Origin of the sequence: Streptomyces griseiscabiei (assembly GCF_020010925.1) — a bacterium.
GTDB lineage: Bacteria > Actinomycetota > Actinomycetes > Streptomycetales > Streptomycetaceae > Streptomyces > Streptomyces griseiscabiei.
Map to the genome: position 1 here is coordinate 1,774,992 of NZ_JAGJBZ010000001.1, position 17,076 is coordinate 1,792,067.

At 71.8% G+C, this 17,076-nt stretch carries 16 protein-coding genes; 6 read left to right on the forward strand and 10 right to left on the reverse strand.

Annotated elements, in window-relative coordinates; translation table 11 throughout:
• Positions 1–6 precede the first annotated feature (6 nt).
• Entirely contained in the window at positions 7–606 is a 600-nt protein-coding gene (locus tag J8M51_RS07735; RefSeq protein WP_086755485.1) for a carboxymuconolactone decarboxylase family protein, read from the reverse strand.
• A gap of 241 nt (positions 607–847) precedes the next feature.
• Here J8M51_RS07735 and J8M51_RS07740 point away from each other — a divergent pair, with 241 nt between their 5' ends.
• From J8M51_RS07740 to J8M51_RS07755, 4 genes are all read left to right on the forward strand, one after another.
• Entirely contained in the window at positions 848–1,777 is a 930-nt protein-coding gene (locus tag J8M51_RS07740) for a VOC family protein (protein WP_267299056.1), read from the forward strand.
• Positions 1,774–3,336: a phenylacetic acid degradation bifunctional protein PaaZ gene (gene paaZ / locus J8M51_RS07745; protein WP_086755483.1), complete on the forward strand. Its 1,563-nt coding sequence runs from the start codon at positions 1,774–1,776 to the stop codon at positions 3,334–3,336. The genes J8M51_RS07740 and paaZ overlap by 4 nt, the downstream gene beginning before the upstream one ends.
• A 60-nt stretch (positions 3,337–3,396) precedes the next feature.
• The gene (locus J8M51_RS07750) at positions 3,397–4,341 is read left to right on the forward strand and encodes a fumarylacetoacetate hydrolase family protein (protein ID WP_086755482.1); all 945 of its coding nucleotides are present in this window, start codon (positions 3,397–3,399) and stop codon (positions 4,339–4,341) included.
• Positions 4,342–4,457: 116 nt separating this feature from the next.
• Positions 4,458–6,566 (forward strand): family 43 glycosylhydrolase, encoded by a 2,109-nt coding sequence (locus J8M51_RS07755; protein ID WP_086755481.1) that lies wholly within the window; start codon positions 4,458–4,460, stop codon positions 6,564–6,566.
• A gap of 6 nt (positions 6,567–6,572) precedes the next feature.
• On the opposite strand, the gene J8M51_RS07760 is transcribed toward J8M51_RS07755, so the two are convergent.
• From J8M51_RS07760 to J8M51_RS07770, 3 genes are read right to left on the reverse strand one after another with little or no spacing between them, the layout of a single operon-like run.
• Complete coding sequence (locus tag J8M51_RS07760; RefSeq protein ID WP_256964506.1) at positions 6,573–7,508, reverse strand: endonuclease/exonuclease/phosphatase family protein; 936 nt, start codon at positions 7,506–7,508, stop codon at positions 6,573–6,575.
• The gene (locus tag J8M51_RS07765; RefSeq protein WP_086755480.1) at positions 7,505–8,419 is read right to left on the reverse strand and encodes a LysR family transcriptional regulator; all 915 of its coding nucleotides are present in this window, start codon (positions 8,417–8,419) and stop codon (positions 7,505–7,507) included. The genes J8M51_RS07760 and J8M51_RS07765 overlap by 4 nt, the downstream gene beginning before the upstream one ends.
• A 10-nt stretch (positions 8,420–8,429) precedes the next feature.
• The gene (locus J8M51_RS07770; RefSeq protein ID WP_086755479.1) at positions 8,430–8,789 is read right to left on the reverse strand and encodes an ArsR/SmtB family transcription factor; all 360 of its coding nucleotides are present in this window, start codon (positions 8,787–8,789) and stop codon (positions 8,430–8,432) included.
• A gap of 152 nt (positions 8,790–8,941) precedes the next feature.
• Between J8M51_RS07770 and J8M51_RS07775 the strand changes: the two genes are divergently transcribed.
• On the forward strand, positions 8,942–10,291 hold the full coding sequence (locus J8M51_RS07775; protein ID WP_086755478.1) for an MFS transporter: 1,350 nt from the start codon (positions 8,942–8,944) through the stop codon (positions 10,289–10,291).
• A 41-nt stretch (positions 10,292–10,332) separates the two neighbouring features.
• On the opposite strand, the gene urtE is transcribed toward J8M51_RS07775, so the two are convergent.
• The 5 genes from urtE to urtA form a co-directional block, all read right to left on the reverse strand.
• On the reverse strand, positions 10,333–11,025 hold the full coding sequence (gene urtE / locus J8M51_RS07780) for an urea ABC transporter ATP-binding subunit UrtE (protein ID WP_086755477.1): 693 nt from the start codon (positions 11,023–11,025) through the stop codon (positions 10,333–10,335).
• A gap of 5 nt (positions 11,026–11,030) precedes the next feature.
• Positions 11,031–11,852 (reverse strand): urea ABC transporter ATP-binding protein UrtD, encoded by an 822-nt coding sequence (gene urtD / locus J8M51_RS07785; RefSeq protein ID WP_256964503.1) that lies wholly within the window; start codon positions 11,850–11,852, stop codon positions 11,031–11,033.
• Entirely contained in the window at positions 11,849–13,000 is a 1,152-nt protein-coding gene (gene urtC, locus J8M51_RS07790) for an urea ABC transporter permease subunit UrtC (protein ID WP_086755476.1), read from the reverse strand. Before urtC ends, urtD begins: the two co-directional genes overlap by 4 nt.
• Positions 12,997–13,881: an urea ABC transporter permease subunit UrtB gene (gene urtB / locus J8M51_RS07795; RefSeq protein WP_086755475.1), complete on the reverse strand. Its 885-nt coding sequence runs from the start codon at positions 13,879–13,881 to the stop codon at positions 12,997–12,999. The genes urtC and urtB overlap by 4 nt, the downstream gene beginning before the upstream one ends.
• A 136-nt stretch (positions 13,882–14,017) precedes the next feature.
• On the reverse strand, positions 14,018–15,271 hold the full coding sequence (gene urtA / locus J8M51_RS07800; protein ID WP_086755184.1) for an urea ABC transporter substrate-binding protein: 1,254 nt from the start codon (positions 15,269–15,271) through the stop codon (positions 14,018–14,020).
• Positions 15,272–15,487: 216 nt separating this feature from the next.
• Here urtA and J8M51_RS07805 point away from each other — a divergent pair, with 216 nt between their 5' ends.
• Positions 15,488–15,979 (forward strand): MarR family winged helix-turn-helix transcriptional regulator, encoded by a 492-nt coding sequence (locus tag J8M51_RS07805; protein ID WP_086755183.1) that lies wholly within the window; start codon positions 15,488–15,490, stop codon positions 15,977–15,979.
• On the opposite strand, the gene J8M51_RS07810 is transcribed toward J8M51_RS07805, so the two are convergent.
• Positions 15,936–17,054, reverse strand: a complete 1,119-nt coding sequence (locus tag J8M51_RS07810; protein ID WP_086755182.1) for a substrate-binding domain-containing protein — start codon at positions 17,052–17,054, stop codon at positions 15,936–15,938. The genes J8M51_RS07805 and J8M51_RS07810 overlap by 44 nt on opposite strands.
• Between the last annotated feature and the right edge of the window lie 22 nt (positions 17,055–17,076).

Genomic DNA, 17,076 nt, shown 5'->3' on the forward strand with positions numbered 1-17,076 from the left:
TCTCTCCTACGGGGTGGGGGCGGCGGTGGGCGCGGGCAGCGGGAGTTCCGCGCGGAGGGCGGCGATGTCCGGCTCCGGCTGGACACGGAAGGCGTTGATCGCCATCGCCACGGTCTGGTACTGGCCGACGGTGTAGACGAGGTCGATGAGCTGCTCGGTGCCGAGCCGGTCCCGCAGCCGCTTCCAGGCGTCGTCGTCGAGGTCGGCGACGCCGACCAGCTGGTCGGTGGCGAGCAGCAGCACCTGCTCGGTCTCGTCGAAGCCGGTCGGTACGGGGGTGCCGACGGCCCGGATCCCGGCGTCGGACACACCGGCCCGGCGGGCGATCCTGACGTGCTGCAGCCACTCGTACTCAGCCTGGGTCAGCCAGGCGACGCGCAGGATCACCAGCTCGCGGGCCCGGACGGACAGCGTGTTCCTGCCCAGGACGTGGTTGCCGAAGACGAGGAAGCGGCGGAGCGCGTCCGGGTGCGCGGCGAGCGTCGTCCAGATCGCGTAGATCTCGCCGCCGGCCTCGGCGTTGCGGTACGGCTCCAGGGCCGTCAGCGCCTTCTCCGGGATGTCCGTCTCGGCCACGGGGGACAGTCGCGGCTCGGTTACAGGCATGGGGTCGCCCTTCGTGACGGCCGGCGCCGTGCGGACGGGCGGCCGACGTCGTCGTGACGGCCGTGGAGCCGTCGTCGGATGCCCCGACCGTAGATAGGTAGAACTCTAACAGTCAAGGGCCTTGCGACCCTTGACGGGAACTTCGTCAGAGTCTTGATAATTAGAACTCTGACAACTAGCTTCGGGCAGTGGGCGGCCCATCGCGCTTGCACGGGCGGGGCCCCGACCAGTGGAGGTTCCGATGAGTATTCGCAGCCTGGGCTATCTCGGCATCGGCACACCCGACCCGGACGGCTGGGTCGCGTACGCCGGTGACGTGATCGGCACCATGCCCGCCGGCCCGCCCGGCTCCCCCGGGGCACGGCTGCTGCGCCTGGACGAGCACCCCTACCGGTTCGCCGTCGGACCCGCCGAGTCCGGCGGTGTCACGTACATCGGCTGGGAGGCGGGCGACCGGGCGGGCCTGGAGCGGGTGGTGGAGCGGCTGCGCGCGCACGGCGTCGAGGTCCACGACGGTACGGCCGAGGAGTGCGCCGAGCGGCAGGTGGACCGCATGCTGTGGTTCGACGGGCCGTGCGCGGTGCGCACCGAGGTGTTCACCGGACGCCGGGTCGCCGCGACCCCGTTCGTCTCCCCGCTCGGCGTCGGCTTCGTCACCGGCGACCAGGGCATGGGCCATGTGGTCCTCAAGTCCCCGCGGGCCCTGGCGGCGGTGGACTTCTACCGGGACGTCATGGGCTTCCGGCTCAGCGACGTGACGCATCTGCCGCTCGGCGGAATCTTCTACTTCATGGGCTGCAACCCGCGCCACCACAGCGTCGCCTTCGTCGAGTCCCGCAGACGCGAGGGCACCCACCATGTGCTGTGCGAGGTGGCGGACATGGACGAGGTCGGCCGCGCCCACGACCGGGCCCGCGCGCACAAGGTCCCGCTGATGGCGACGCTCGGCCGGCACTCCAACGACGGGATGTTCTCCTTCTACATGCGCTCCCCCGCCGGATTCGGCATCGAGGTGGGCGCGGAGGGCCGCCGGGTCGACGACGAGACCTGGGTGAGCCGCGTCTACACGGCCGACATCTGGGGCCACCACGCCGTCGCGGACGGCGACGACGGATACGCCGGGACGGTCGCCACCGCCCGGACACCTGCGACGGACGGGACCGAGGGATGAACGCGCTGCGCAGCTACGTACAGGACCGGTGGCACACCCCCACCGAGGCGGGGACACCCGTCCGCCACGCCGTCACCGGCGAGGTGGTCGCCCATGTCTCCTCGGCCGGCGTCGACATGGCCGCCGCGCTCCACCACGCCCGCACGGTCGGCGGCCCCGCGCTCCGCGCCCTCTCCTTCCACCGGCGCGCCCGGCTCCTCACCGACCTCGCGGCCGAGCTGCGCGGCCACCGCGAGGAGTTGTACGCGCTGTCCGCCACCACGGGCGCCACGCTCTTCGACTCGAAGTACGACATCGACGGCGGTCTGCGGGTCGTGCGGTACTACGCGGCCCTGGGCGGGCGCGAACTGCCCGGCGGCGACGAGGGGTCGGTCTACGTCGAGGGGGAGCACGAGAGCCTGGGCCGGGACGGAACCTTCCTCGGCGGACACATCGCCACTCCCCTGCGGGGCGCCGCCGTCCAGATCAACGCGTACAACTTCCCCGTCTGGGCGCCCCTGGAGAAGCTCGCCCCGGCGGTGCTGGCCGGTGTGCCGAGCCTGATCAAGCCCGCGACCCAGACCGCCCAGCTCACCAGCCGGCTCGTCGAACTCGTCGTGGAGTCGGGCCTGTTGCCGCCGGGCAGTCTGCAGTTCGTGTGCGGCGGCGCGGGCGATCTGCTCGACCATGTCACCGAACAGGACCTGGTGTCGTTCACCGGCTCGGCGGCCACCGCGGAGCGGCTGCGGACCCATCCGGCGGTGGTCCGGCAGGCCGTGCGCTTCAACGCCGAGGCGGACTCGGTCAACTGCTCGGTGCTCGGCCCGGACGCCACCCCCGGCACCCCCGAATTCGACCTGTACGTCGACCAGTTGGTCACCGAGATGACGGTGAAGGCCGGGCAGAAGTGCACCGCGATCCGTCGCGCACTCGTCCCGGCCGCGCTGATGGACGCGGTGAGCGAGGCCGCCGCCGCCCGGCTGGCCGAGGTGGTCGTGGGCGACCCGGCCGACCCTTCCGTGCGCATGGGCGCGCTGGCGAGCCTCGGGCAGCGCGAGGAGGTGCGCCGCCGTGTGAAGACGCTGCTGGACTCGGCGCGGCTCGTCTCGGGCGACCCGGACCACGGGGAGTTCACCGGGGCCGACGGCGAGCGCGGGGCGTTCCTCACCCCGCTGCTGCTGCGCTGCGACGACCCCGGCGCCACCGCCCCGCACGAGGTGGAGGCGTTCGGCCCGGTCAGCACGCTGATCCCGTACACCTCGCCGGAGCACGCCGTCTTCCTCGCCGCCCGGGGGCGGGGCAGCCTCGCCGCGTCCGTGGTCACCGGGGACGCGGACTTCGCCCGCCGTACGGTCGTCGGGCTCGCCCCGTGGCACGGCCGGGTCCTCGTCCTGGACGCCGGCTCCGCGAAGTCGTCCACCGGCCACGGCGCGCCGCTGCCCGCGCTGATCCACGGCGGCCCCGGCCGGGCCGGCGGGGGTGAGGAGCTGGGCGGGATGCGCGGCGTCCTGCACCATATGCGGCGCACGGCCGTGCAGGGCGGCCCCCGGATGCTGACGGCGCTCACCGGGCGCGCGTAGCCGGACGCCACCCCGGACGCCGCAAGACGCCGTACACCGCTGAACGACGGAGACCTCCCCATGACCTTTTCCCTGGCCACCCTGCGCGTCGACGGCAGGCCCACCCCCGTGCTGTGCCTCGACGGCCATCCGTGGGCGCTGGCGGACGTCGCCCCCGAGTCGCTCCAGCCGGAGCCGGCACGCGGTCTGATGAACGTCTTCGACCACTGGGAGCGGACCGAGCCGATCCTCGTCGAGGCGGCCGGGCGGCTCGCCGACGACACGGACACCACGCCACCGCTGCCCTCCCCGTCCGTGCTGGAGGACGTCCTCACGCCTCTCCGGTACCCCCGCAAGGTCGTGATGACCGGCGCCAACTACTACGACCACATGGAGCAGGACGGCGGTCACACCGACTGGGAGAAGGACAAGAAGATCCCTCTGTTCTTCTTCAAGCCGCCGACCACCTCGCTGGTCGGTCCGGGCAGGACGGTCCGCTATCCCGAGCAGACGGAGAAGTTCGACTACGAGCTCGAACTCGCCGTCGTCATCGGCAGGCGGGGGCGTCGTCTGACGCCGGAGAACGCCATGGAGCATGTCGCCGGGTACACGATCGCGCTCGACCTCTCCGCCCGCGACTGGCAGCGGCACCCCCAGCACCTGGTGAAGTTCGACCTGTTCGGCGGCAAGGCCTTCGACGACAGCTGCCCGCTCGGCCCGGCGATCGTCCCGGCCCGGTACGTGGACGTGGACGAGCTGCGCCTGCGGTTCTGGCTCAACGGCGAGCCCCGGCAGGACGCCCGCACCCGGGACATGATCTGGTCCGTCCCCGAGCAGTTGGTGAAGATCACCGAGCATCTGACGCTGGAGCCGGGCGACGTGGTCTCCACCGGCACCCCGGCCGGCGTCGGCCTCGGCACCGGCCGGTGGATGAAGGTCGGCGACCTGCTGGAGGGCGAGATCACCGGACTCGGACGCCTCACCGTCGAGATCGTCGAGGGAAAGGCCGAGGAAGCGAGCGCGTAGGCCCGGGGCCCCGGGCTGTGCCCCTTGACGCCGCTCGCCGCAGATAGCAACACTTCTCGACGAGTTTCCAACAGGAAACCTCAGAAGGTCGCAGCGCTGGAGCCCTGGAGGTCGGCTTGCAGGAGTACGCCGGATACGTCTTCGTCTACTTCACCGGCGAGGGCAGCCCGGACGGCGAGCGGATCAGGTTCGCGCTCAGCCGGGGCGACGACCCGCTGCGCTGGCGCGAGCTCAACGGCGGCGCGCCGGTGCTCACCTCGGACCTCGGGACACGCGGACTGCGTGATCCGTTCGTCGTCCGCGCCCCGGAGGGCGACCGGTTCTTCCTGATCGCCACCGATCTCAGGATGCACGGCGAACCGGACGGCGACTGGGACCGGGTGCAGCGCACCGGCAGCACCGCCCTCATGGTCTGGGAGAGCACCGACCTGGTGCACTGGGGCGACCCCCGCCCGGTGCGTGTCGCCCCGGACACCGCCGGGAACGTCTGGGCCCCGGAGGCCTGCTACGACCCCGACCTCGGCGCGTACGTCGTCTTCTGGGCGTCGAAGCTGTACGCGCAGGACGACCCGGACCACACCGCCGACACCCACAACCGGATGCTGTACGCGACCACCCGGGACTTCCGGGTCTTCAGCGAGCCCCGGCTCTGGCACGACCCCGGCCACTCGGTCATCGACTCGACCGTCGTCCGGCACGACGGCACCTGGTACCGCTTCACCAAGGACGAGCGTGCCCACTCCCCCGCCGCGCCCGGCGGCAAGTTCCTCACCGTGGAGAAGTCGACGGAACTGCGCGACCCGTCGTACACCTTCGTGGCCGACCGGGTCGGGCAGGGGGCGATCGAGCAGGGCGAGGGGCCGATCGTCTTCCGGTCGAACTCCGACGACCACACGTGGTACCTGTTCATCGACGAGTTCAGCGGGCGTGGCTACGTCCCCTTCATGACCGACGATCTCGGCTCCGGCACGTGGACGCCGTGCGAGGACCACGCGCTGCCGCCGGGCGCCCGGCACGGTTCGGTGCTGCCGGTGACGCGCGCCGAGTACGAGCGGCTCCTCGTCGCGTGGGCACCGAGGGCGTCCGTGGTCGACGCCACCGTGCCGGGGGACGGACTGAAGGCGTACGCGCTCGTCGACGACGTCGCCTCGAAGGTCGTCCTGCCCCTGCACCCGGGCGTCGAACTCGACGGTCTCGCACCGGAGTTCGTCCTGTCGGCGGGCGCCCGGACCGACCCGCCGTCCGGCACCCCGCGCGACTTCCGCGCCCCTCGGCGGTACACCGTCACAGCCCCCGACGGGACCGCCCGCGCCTGGACGGTCGAGGCCGTGCCCATGCGCAGCCCCCTCCTGCCGGGGCTGTACGCCGACCCCAACATCCAGGAGTTCCACGGCCGCTACTACCTCTACCCGACGACGGACGGCTTCGAGGGCTGGGGCGGCACCCGGTTCGAGGTGTTCTCCTCCGACGACCTGGTCACCTGGGAGAACCACGGAGTCGTCCTCGACCTGGAGTCGGATGTGGGCTGGGCGGACCGCCACGCCTGGGCGCCGGCCGCCGGGGAGCGCGACGGGTCGTACTACTTCTACTTCTGCGCGGACCAGCAGATCGGCGTGGCCGTGGCGGACAGTCCGACCGGGCCCTTCAAGGACGCCCTGGACCGGCCGCTCATCGGGCGCCACGACTACGAGGGCCAGATGATCGACCCGGCCGTCTTCCAGGACGACGACGGCACGGCGTACCTCTACTGGGGCAACTGCGAGGCCTACGGTGTGCCGCTCGGCGCGGACATGGTGTCCTTCGACCCGGCGCGGGTGCGGCGGTTCACGCCCGACGGGTTCCGGGAGGGTGCCTTCGTCATCAAGCGGCGGGGCGTCTACTACTTCATGTGGTCGGAGGACGACACCCGCAGCGAGGACTACCGCGTCGCCTACGCCACCGGCCCCTCCCCGCTGGGCCCCTGGACCAAGAAGGGGGTGATCCTGCGGAAGCGCACGGAGCACGGGATCCTCGCGACCGGTCACCACACGGTCGTGAACGTCCCCGGCACCGACGACTGGTTCATCTGCTACCACCGGTTCGCGATTCCCGGCCCCGGTACTGCGCGCGGCGACGGCACGCACCGCGAATCCACCCTGGACCGGCTGGTGTTCGCGGCGGACGGCTCGATCGAGGAGGTCGTGCCGACACTGGAGTCCATCGGGCCGGTGATCGGTCCAGCGTGACGGTGATCAGTCCAGTGTGACGGTGGCGGCGACCGGCAGGTGGTCGCTGCCGGTCGCGGGGAGCGCGCGGATGCCGGTGACGGTCGCCGAGCGGGCCATGACCTGGTCGATCCGGGTGAGCGGGAAGCCTGCCGGGTAGCTGAAGGCGAAACCGCGTTCCGCCACGTTCAACCGGGAGGTCAGGGGCGTCAGTCCACGGTCGTCGACCGTGCCGTTGAGGTCGCCGAGCAGGATCACCGGGTTCCGTCGTTCGGCGGCGACGGCCCGGCCCAGCAGCCCCGCGCTCTCGTCCCGCCGCTGGGAGGCCAGTCCGCCGGGGCCCACGCGGACGGAGGGCAGATGGGCGACGTACGCGGCGATGTCGCCGTGCGGGGTGCGGACCACCGCGCGCAGCCCGCGGCTCCACTCCTCCGCGATCCCCCGCGGCTTGATGTCGAGCAGCCGTGCCTCGGTGAGGGGGTGCTTCGACCAGAGGCCCACGGTGCCCCGGACCGCGTGGTGCGGGTAGTCCGGGGCGAGGGTTTCCTCGTAGGCGGGCAGCGCCTCGGGGACCAGTTCCTGCAGCGCGACGAGATCGGGGCCCGCGTCGGCGAGGGCGCGGGCGGTGCCCGCCGGGTCGGTGTTCTCGTCGCTGACGTTGTGCTGCACCACGACCAGATGGCGCGGGCCGGGCTTCGCACCGGGCAGCAGCAGCCCGCCGAAGGTGTACGTCCAGGCCGCCACCGGCAGCAGCAGGGCCAGCAGCGCGACGGCCGAGCGGTGCAACAGGCCGAGGCCGAGCAGGGCGACGGCGACCAGGCCGAGCCAGGGCAGGAACGCCTCCAGCAGACTGCCCGCGCGGCCCACGGAGTTGGGGACCGCCCGGGGGAAGAACAGCAGCGCGGCCGTCAGCACCGCCACCGCGGCGAGCACCCGTCCCGGGCCGGGGCGGTCCGGCCTCACGCGGTCGCCGCCGTGTGCGGGGTCTTCCGCGCGTACTGGGCGAAGGCACGTGCCCTGCGGGTGGGCGTGACGCTCGCGGCGTGGGCGATCACGACCCTGACCTCCTCCAGCGGATCGCTGATCGGTACCGCCGCCAGGGGCAGGCCCTCGAAGCTGGTGTCGGTGGGCCAGCGCTGGATCAGCAGCGAGTAGCCGAGCCCTCGGGCGACCAGGCTGCGCACGGCCTCGATGGAGGAGGTGCGGTGACGGATGTTCGGTCTGACGCCGACGCTGTGCATCCAGCGGTCGGCGTTGGCCGGGGCGGGCGGCACCGCGTACATGATCAGGGGCTCGTCGGCGAGTTCGGTCAGGGAGACGGCGTCCCGCCCGGCCAGGGGGTGTCCCGGCGCGAGGATCACATACGGCTTGTTCGCCCGCACGGTGGCGCACGTCAGGCCCGTCTCGGCGCCGGTCTCGTACAACAGGCCCAGGTCGCAGGCGCCGTCGAGGAGGGCCTGCCGGATCTCCTCCTGGGAGCCGTCGACGAAGTGCAGGTCGACATCGGGGTGGAGCCGGGTGAAGCCGTCGAGGAGGGGTGGGATCAGGAACGGGGAGAGGGTGGTGTAGCAGCCGATCGTCAGCCGGCCGGCGAGCTGCCCCTCCTCGGCCCTGGCGTCGGCCTTCAGGTCCTCGGCGCGGGCGAGGACGGCCTGGGCGTGGGCGAGGACCCGGGTGCCGGCCTCGGTGAGGAAGACGCCCTTGGCCCGCCGCCGGACGAGGAGTTGCACACCGAGCCGGCGTTCCAGGTCGGCGATCGCGGTGGAGATGCCCGCCTGGGAGGCGTGGCAGCGCACGGCGGCGGCGCTCATGGAGCCCGTGTCCGCGACGGCCACGAAGTACTCCAGCTGCCGGAGCGAGAAGTCGGCGGTCATGGGCCCGTCCTCAGTCGTGCGGCGCCTGGCCGCTGACCCGGTGGTCCGCGTGGCTGAGCGCCTCCACGACCAGGCGCCGCAGGTGCCCGTCGCCGAGGCGGTAGTGGATGTGCCGCCCTTCCCGGCGGGTGTCCACGAGTCCGGCCAGCCGCAGCTTGGCCAGGTGCTGGCTGACGGCCGTGCGGGACGCCTCGCAGCGCTCGGCCAGGGAGCCGACGTCCGACTCGCCCTGCGCGAGCAGCCACAGCAGATGCAGCCGGGTGACGTCGGAGAGCATCGCGAACACTCCGGTCGCCTCGATGAGCCGTGCGCTGTCGGGGGCGCGCAGATGCGCACCGGACGCAGGTGAGACGGCATGGCGTTCAGGCATGTGCCCAGCGTAGGCGCTCCGCTGGTTGAGCAGGGGGTCGGCTTTTGGCTGCGGGTCGGTTGTGGCTGGTCGCGCAGTTCCCCGCGCCCCTTTGGGGCGCCCCCGCCCGCCTTCATATGCGCAGGTGCGCACATGACAGGTACAATCCGCTCATGCTCGCCGTTCTGCGTCAGCGTGTCTATCGGCGGCTGTTCGTCGCCCAGGTCGTGGCCCTGGTGGGGACCGGGCTGGCGACCGTCGCGCTCGGGCTGCTGGCCTACGATCTCGCGGGGGCCGACGCCGGGTCCGTGCTCGGTACGGCGCTGGCGATCAAGATGGTGGCGTACGTGGTGATCGCGCCGGCGGTCGGCGCGGTCGCCGACCGGGTGCCCCGGCGGGCGCTGATGGTCTCGGCGGACCTGGTGCGCGCGGGGATCGCCGTGTCACTGCCGTTCGTCGGTGAGATCTGGCAGGTGTACGTCCTGGTGTTCCTCCTGCAGTCCGCGTCGGCCGCGTTCACGCCCACGTTCCAGGCCGTGATCCCCGAGGTGCTGCCCGAGGAGCGCGACTACACGCGGGCGTTGTCGATGTCGCGGCTGGCGTACGACCTGGAGAGCCTCCTCTCCCCCGCGCTCGCGGCCGTCCTGTTGTCGGTCATGACCTACGACCGGCTGTTCACCGGCACGGTCGTCGGCTTCCTCGCCTCGGCCGCGCTGGTCGCCTCGACCGCCCTCCCGGCGCGGGCCCCCGTCTCCGGCCCCCGCACGGGCGGTGTGTACGCCAGGGCCACGGCCGGTACCCGCCTGTTCCTCGGCGCCCCCGTGCTGCGGGCCCTGCTCGCCCTGAACCTCGCGGTCGCGGCGGCCGGGGCGATGGTGACGGTCAACTCCGTCGTCTACGTCCGTGACGTGCTGGGCCTGTCGGCGGGCGCCGTACCGCTGGCGCTGGGGGCGTACGGGGCGGGGTCGATGGCCGTGGCCCTGCTGCTGCCCCGTGTGCTGGACCGGGTGCCGGACCGGACGGTGATGCTGCCGGGCGCGCTGTCCCTGGCCGTCGTCTTCGCCGGGCTCGGGGTGGTCACGGCGGCGCGGGACGGGAGTTGGCGGCTGCCCGCGCTGCTCGTGCTCTGGGCCGCGTTCGGTGCCGCGTCCTCGGCGGTGCTCACCCCCTGCGGACGGCTGATACGTCGCGCGGTGCCCCCCGGGGAGCGGACGGCCGTGTTCGCCGCGCAGTTCTCCCTCTCGCACGGCTGCTGGCTGCTGACGTATCCGCTGGCCGGCTGGCTGGGGGCGACCGCCGGACTGGGCCCGGCGGTGCTCGCGCTGGGGGCGATCGCCCTGGGCGCGGCGCTGGCGTCCGTACGGCTGTGGCCGGCGGCCGAGGAGCGTACGGCCGCCGCGCCGACCACTCATGTGCACGCGGACCTGCCCCGGGGCCACCCCCATCTGGCGGGTGCCCTTCGGGTGCCGACGGGCTGGCGGCACAGTCACGGGCCCCTCACGGACGGGCCGCACGCGAGATAGCGGAGGCCCGCCCGGGGCTGTGCCGCCCCGGGGGCGGGCCGTCACACGCTGAGCGCTGCCCGGACCGTCCGCTCGGCTCCGGTGCCGCCCTCGCCCGAGGAGGTGACCCGGCCCGCCTCCAGCACGTGGTACCGCCCGGCGGCCCGCATGGCGAAGCCGACGTGCTGTTCGACGAGGAGGACGGAGAGGCCGCCCCGGCGGGTCAGGGCGAGGATCGTCTCCTCGATCTCGGCGACGACGGAGGGCTGGATGCCCTCGGTCGGCTCGTCGAGGAGGAGGAGCCGGGGCCGGGTGATCAGGGCGCGGGCCAGGGCGAGTTGCTGGCGCTGGCCGCCGGAGAGGAGACCGGCCCGGCGGGCGGAGAGTTCCCGCAGGACGGGGAAGAGGTCCAGGGCCTCGGCGGTCGCCTCCTTGCCGTCCGGGCGGCCGTCGGCGACCAGTCGCAGGTTCTCGGCGGTGGTGAGGTGCGGGAAGGACTGCTGGCCCTGGGGGACGTAGGCCATGCCCCGGGCCACCCGCTGGTGCGGGGCGAGGTGGGTGATGTCCTCACCGTCCAGCAGGACCCGTCCGCCCTTCGGCCTGATGAGGCCCATCGCGGCGCGCAGCAGGGTGCTCTTGCCGGCGCCGTTGTGGCCGAGGACGGCCCCGACGCCGTCCTTCGGGACGGAGACGGTCACACCGTGCAGCACGGTCGTACGGTCGTAACCGGCCCGGACGGAGTCGATCTCCAGCATGGGTGTCATGCCTCCTCGGCGGCGGGGACGGGGACGGGAGCGGGGGTCTTCTCGTCAGCGGTCTTCCCGGCGGCGGTCTTCTCGGCGGCGGGCTCGGACGCGCGGCCGAGGTAGACCTCCTGGACCTTGGCGTCGGCCTGGACCTCGGCCACGGAACCCTCGCTGAGGACCTTGCCGGCGTGCAGGACGGTGACGGTGCGGGCGAAGGAGCGCATGAAGTCCATGTCGTGCTCGATGACGACGACCGTGTGGTCCTCGCCGACGCGCCTGAGCAGTTCGCCGGTGGCCTCGCGTTCGTCGTGGCTCATCCCGGCCACCGGCTCGTCGAGCAGGAGCAGTCTCACGTCCTGCACGAGCAGCATGCCGATCTCCAGCCACTGCTTCTGGCCGTGCGCCAGGACGCCCGCCGGGCGGTCGCGCAGATCGGTCAGGCCGGTGGTCTCCAGGGCCCGGGTCACCGCCTCCGGTACGCCCTTGCGGCGGCGGAGCAGCGTCAGCGGGCCGCGTCCGGCGCCGGCCGCGATGTCGAGGTTCTGCAGGACGGTGAGTTCCTCGAAGACGGTGGCCGTCTGGAACGTACGGCCGATGCCGAGGCGGGCGATCCGGTGGACCGGCCTGCCGATGAGTTCCTCGCCGCCGAAGCGGACCGAGCCGGTGGACTTCACCAGGCCGGTGACGGCGTCCACGAGGGTCGTCTTGCCCGCGCCGTTGGGGCCGATCAGGAAGCGCAGGTCGCCGGGGCGGATGTCGAGGTCCACGCCGTCGACGGCCTTGAAGCCGTCGAACGTCACCCGTAGGTCGCGGATCGTCAGTCCCTCGCCGCTCATGCCGTTCCTCCTGTCGGGGCCGGGGTGGTGGCCGGGGTGATCGTCTTGGGCGTACGGCGTCGGCGGACCACTCTCGCCAGGGACGCCAGGCCGCCGGGCAGGAAGCCGACGGCGACGACGAACAGCAGCCCCTGGAGGTAGGTCCAGGCGGCGGGGAAGGCGTCGGAGAGGGTGCTCTGCGCCCAGGCGACCGCGATCGCGCCGAGCACCGCGCCCACCAGGGAGGCCCGGCCGCCCACCGCCGCGCCGATGACGAAGCCGATGGAGGGGACGATGCCGATCAGCGCCGGGGAGATGATGCCGACCGCCGGGACGAAGAGGGCGCCCGCGAGTCCGGCCATGCCCGCCGCCACGACGTACGCGACGAGCTTGACGGTGGCGGGGTCGTAGCCGAGGAAGCGGACGCGCTCCTCCGAGTCCCGTACGGCGACGAGGAGTTCGCCGTAGCGGCTGACGAAGAGCTGGCGGGCGGCGGCCATCAGCAGCAGGAGCACGGCGGCGATGATGAAGTACACCATCTTCTGGTTGACCGGGTCGTTGAGGTCGTAGCCGAAGAAACCCTGGATGTCGGTGAGGCCGTTGGTGCCGCCGGTGGTGGCCTGCTGGCCGACCAGCCAGATGGCGAGGGCGGCGGCCAGCGCCTGGCTGAGGATCGCGAAGTAGGCGCCCTTCACCCGGCGGCGGAAGACGAGGAAACCGAGCAGCGCGGCGACCGCCATCGGCAGCAGCACGGTCATGGCGAGGGCGAACAGCGGGTTCGCGAACGGCTGCCACCACCAGGGCAGACTGTCGCCCGTGCCGTAGAGCTGCATGAAGTCGGGCAGCGTCTGGCCGGTGTCGGCGGCGTCGGCGAGCTTGAGGTGCATGGCCATGGCGTAGCCGCCCAGGCCGAAGAAGACGCCCTGACCGAGGACGAGCAGTCCGCCGCGCCCCCAGGCGAGGCTGACGCCGACCGCGACGATCGCGTAACAGAGGTATTTGGCGAGGAGGTTGAGCCGGAAGTCGGAGAGGGCGAGCGGGGCGACGCCGAGCAGCAGCACGGCGCCGAGGAGGAAGGCGCCGGGGACGCGGAAGCGGTCCAGGAGGGAGGGCGCGGGCTCCGCCGGGTCGGGAACGGTCTTCTCGGGACGGGGAGTTGTCGTCGTCATGCCAGGCTCCGGGTGCGCAGTGTGTACAGGCCCTGGGGTCGCCACTGCAGGAAGGCGACGATCGCCACGAGCACGATGACCTTGGCGACGCTGACCGTCGTCGAGTATTCGAGGACCGACTGCAGGACGCCGAGCGCGAAGGCGGTGATGACACTGCCCTTGAGCTGGGCGACACCGCCGACGACCACGACCAGGAAGGCGTCGACGATGTAGTTGGTACCCATCGTCGGACCGATCGGGCCGACCAGGGTGAGCGCCACACCGGCCACGCCCGCGAGGCCCGAGCCGATGAAGAACGTCGTACGGTCCACGCGTTCGGTCGCGATCCCGGACACCTCGGCGAGGTCCCGGTTCTGTACGACGGCCCGGATACGGCGGCCCAGCGGGGTCAGCCGCAGGATCAGGGTGAGGCCGAGGACGCAGAGCAGGGCCAGGCCGAGGATGAACAGCCGGTTGTTGGCGAAGGTGACGCCGCCGACCGAGATGTTGCCGGTGAGCAGGCCGGGAGCGGCCGTCTGGACGTTCGGGGCGCCGAAGATGTCCCGGGCCAGCTGCTGGAGCATCAGGGAGACGCCCCAGGTGACCAGCAGGGTGTCCAGGGGCCTGGTGTACAGGCGGCGGATGAGCAGCCATTCCAGCAGTGCGCCCATGGCTCCGGCGACCAGGAAGGCGACGGGAAGGGCCACGAGGAGGGAGGCTCCGGCGCCGCTGATGGACTTCTGGAGGACGTACGTGGTGTACGCGCCGGCCATGATGAACTCGCCGTGCGCCATGTTGATCACGCCCATCTGACCGAAGGTGAGGGTCAGGCCGAGGGCGATGAGGAGGAGGACGGCGCCGATGCTGATGCCGGTGAAGGATTGGTTGAGGATGACCGTCATGACGCGGCTCCGGGTCGGGGGGTGGGGTGCGTTGGCGGGTGCGGGTTCGGTGGGGGCTGGTCGCGAAGTTCCCCGCGCCCCTGAAAAGCGCGGACTGCGCCCGCTGCTTTTCATCGGCCCCCATTCACCCGCGGACTCACGACAGACCGGCGGCCCAGTCGTACCCCTTCAGATACGGGTCCGGCTCGATCGGCTTGCCGGAGTTCCAGACCTCCTCGATCAGCCCGTCCGAGCCGATCCTGCCGATGCGGGCCGTCTTGCGGACGTGCTGGGTCGCCCCGTCGACCGTGACCTTGCCCTCGGGCGCGTCGAGTTCGATGCCGTCGGCCGCCTTCTTGACCTTGGCGACGTCGAAGGAACCGGCCTTCTCGACCATCTCCTTCCAGAGGTACACCGAGATGTACGCGGCCTCCATCGGGTCGCTGGTCGGCTTGTCCTTGCCGTAGGCGGCCTGGTAGGCGGCGACGAACTTGGTGTTGGCGGCGCCCGGTGTGGTCTCGTAGTAGTTCCAGGCGGTCAGCTGGCCCTCCAGGTACTGCGTGCCGATGCTCTTGACCTCCTCCTCGGCGATCGACACCGACAGCACCGGCAGGCTCTTCGCGGTGAGCCCGGCGGACTTGTACTCCTTGAAGAAGGCCACGTTGCTGTCGCCGTTGAGGGTGTTGAACACGGCGTCGGCGCCCGCGTCCTTGACCTTGTTGACGATGGTGCCGAACTCGGTGGAGCCGAGCGGCGCGTAGTCCTCGCCGACCACCTTCATGCCCTGGGCCTCCGCGTACGCCTTGATGATCTTGTTGGCGGTGCGCGGGAAGACATAGTCGCTGCCCACCAGGTACAGCCGGGTCAGGCCCTGCTTCTTCAGGTAGTCGAGGGCCGGCACGATCTGCTGGTTGGTGGTGGCGCCGATGTAGAAGATGTACGGGGACTGCTCCAGGCCCTCGTACTGGACGGGGTAGAACAGGAGCGACTTGTAGCGCTCGAAGACGGGCTTGACGGCCTTGCGGCTGGCGGAGGTCCAGCAGCCGAAGGTGGCGGCCACCTTGTCGTCGGTGATCAGGGCCTCCGCCTTCTCCGCGAAGGTCGGCCAGTCGGAGGCGCCGTCCTGGCTGATCGGCTTCAGCTTCTTGCCGAGGACACCGCCGGCGGCGTTGATCTCCTTCACCGCGAGCAGCAGCGCGTTGTGGACGGTGACCTCGCTGATGGCCATGGTGCCGGAGAGCGAGTTCAGCAGTCCCACCTTGACCGTGTCGCCCGAGGTGTCCGCCTGTGCCCCGGCGTTCGACGAGGTGCCGCTGCCGGTCTTGGCGCCGCACGCGCTGAGGGCGGCGGTCGTACCGAGCGCCGACGCGCCGGCGAGAAGACCGCGTCTGCTGATGCCGATCCCGGACATGCCCTACCTCCTAGGTCGCTGAAGTGCGACCACAGCCTGCGAGGAGACTGTTTCCCTTGCGTTTCGTGGCAATTGAAGAACAGTTTCCTGAGGAAGTATTTTTCCGAGGCTCTGGAGGATTTGTTAATTTCCACAGAAAGGATGTACCCCCTGGTTTATTCGTCGGACGGACGGTGCACGAAGGTAAGCTCCGGACCACGCGAGTTGAGGAGTGCGATGGCGAAGCGGCCCGAGGAACTGCTGCACCTGCTGACCCGTGCCGAGCGCCTGTCCGTGCGCCGAGTCCAGTCCGTACTGGACGAGTTCGGCTGTTCCGTCGAGGCCTGGCGGGTCCTCGACCTGCTCTCGGACGGGCAGGGGCACAACATGACGGCCCTCGCCGAGCACGCCTTCCTGCCGGCGCCGAGCCTGACCAAGCTGATCGACCAACTCGTCGACCAGAACCTGGTGTTCCGCCGGGTCGACCCCGTCGACCGGCGCCGTGTCCTCGCCCATCTCACCCCGCGCGGCCTGGAGCGACGACAGTTGATCGCCCGTCAGGTGCGCGCCGACTGGGCCGGGTCGGAGCCGCTGACCGACGAGGACGGGAAGAGCCTGGAGCTGTTGCTGGAGCGGCTGGCCCGGTCCCTGGAGAGCGGTGCGGGCGCCGACGGCCGGGACGGGGTCAGCGCAGGTCGTGCGGAGCGCGCAGCTGGGCGAGGACGGTGAAGTCGCAGCCGTCGGCCTGGGCGAGGTAGATCCGCTGGCGCACATGCCGCCCGTCCAGACCGAGCAGACCGCGCGGTCCCTCGTACGAGACGGTGTCGGCGGCCGCCCCGATCGCGGTGACGTCCAGGGCGCGGGCCCGCTCGACGAGGGCGGCGAGCAGCAGGACGCCCTCGTAGCAGGACTCGCCGAGGCTGCCCGGGACCGGTGCCTCGAAGCCGAAGCGGTCGGCGTACCGGCCGTGGAAGTCCAGGGTGTTCCGGTCGGCCAGCGAGGCGAAGAACCCGGCCGTGCTGTACAGGTCGAGGGTGGCCTCGGGGCCGCTGCCCAGGAGCATGTTCTCGTCCATCAGGGTGCTCAGCCTGAGGCAGCGCCGGTCGAGTCCAAAGGCGGCGAAGGCGCGGTTGAAGCGGACCGCGTCGCTGCCGACCAGGAGCATCAGCACCCCGTCGGCGTCGGCCCGTTCGACGCGCCGCAGGACGTCCTCGAAGTCCTCGGTGCCGAGCGGCAGATACGCCTCGCCGCAGACCCGGCCCCGGCAGGCGCGGGCGTAGGCCCGGGCCGCCCGCGCGGTGTGGCGGGGCCATACGTAGTCGTTGCCGACGACGAACCAGCGGCGCACCCCGCGCGCCTCGGCGAGCAGCCGCATCGCGGGCAGCAGCTGCCAGGACGGCGTCTCGCTCGTCATGAAGACGCCCTCGGTGCGCTCCCCGCCCTCGTACAGGGCCGTGTACACGTACGGCACCCGGTGGGCGACGCGCGGGGCGATCGCCTGCCGGACCGAGGAGATGTGCCAGCCGGTGACGCCCTGCACCGCACCCGAGGCGACCAGCGCCTCGACCTCCTGCGCGACCCGCCACGGCTCGGCCCCGCCGTCGACCTCGACCAGCCGCAGCTCCCTGCCCAGTACTCCCCCGGCCTTGTTGACCTCCTCGGCGGCCAGCCGCGCGCACGCCCCGCAGGCCGGGCCGAAGATCCCGGCGGGCCCCTGCATCGGGTAGACGAGGGCCACGTTCAGCGTCGCGGCGTCGGCCGTCACCCAGTCGGGAAGGTGGAGGCGCGACGGTGGCCGATTCATGGGCTCATGATGGCGTGATCAC